This window comes from Devosia alba, from assembly GCF_039938915.1.
Lineage (GTDB): Bacteria > Pseudomonadota > Alphaproteobacteria > Rhizobiales > Devosiaceae > Devosia > Devosia alba.
This window is the reverse complement of record NZ_JBDUUI010000057.1, coordinates 1-350: the sequence shown is the minus strand read 5'-3', so window position 1 is coordinate 350 and position 350 is coordinate 1. Positions and strand designations below refer to the sequence as shown.

Below are 350 nucleotides of genomic sequence, written 5' to 3'. Positions count from 1 at the left end.
CTGACCACTGGGAACTTGGAAATGACATACAAACCGATTGATATGTACAAAGATATCAAGAATACGCAGTACTGGGATAAGAAAGTAGAGTACTACAACAATGTCCTTGATGAGATGCGTGGCGGATACAATGACGATTACAGCGAGCGTGGAAGAAAACGTGACAGCATGGGGAGATACAGCGCAAATGATGGCAGAATGATGCCGGATTACGACAGGGGCAGTTCTTATGCCAGACGTGGTGAACATTATGTCAGAGGGCATTACAGTCGCTCTGATGGGCGAGACGCTTACGATGACTATATGACGCAGAAGCAAAGCTATCGTTCCGGCAAGTCTGAAGACTGCAA

1 protein-coding gene is annotated in these 350 nt (G+C 46.6%); it reads left to right on the top strand.

The window, feature by feature from the left end; genetic code table 11:
• Nucleotides 1-21: 21 nt before the first annotated feature.
• Nucleotides 22-350, top strand: a 329-nt coding sequence (locus ABFY71_RS18765; protein WP_347947388.1) for a hypothetical protein, incomplete at its 3' end; no start/stop codon positions are given.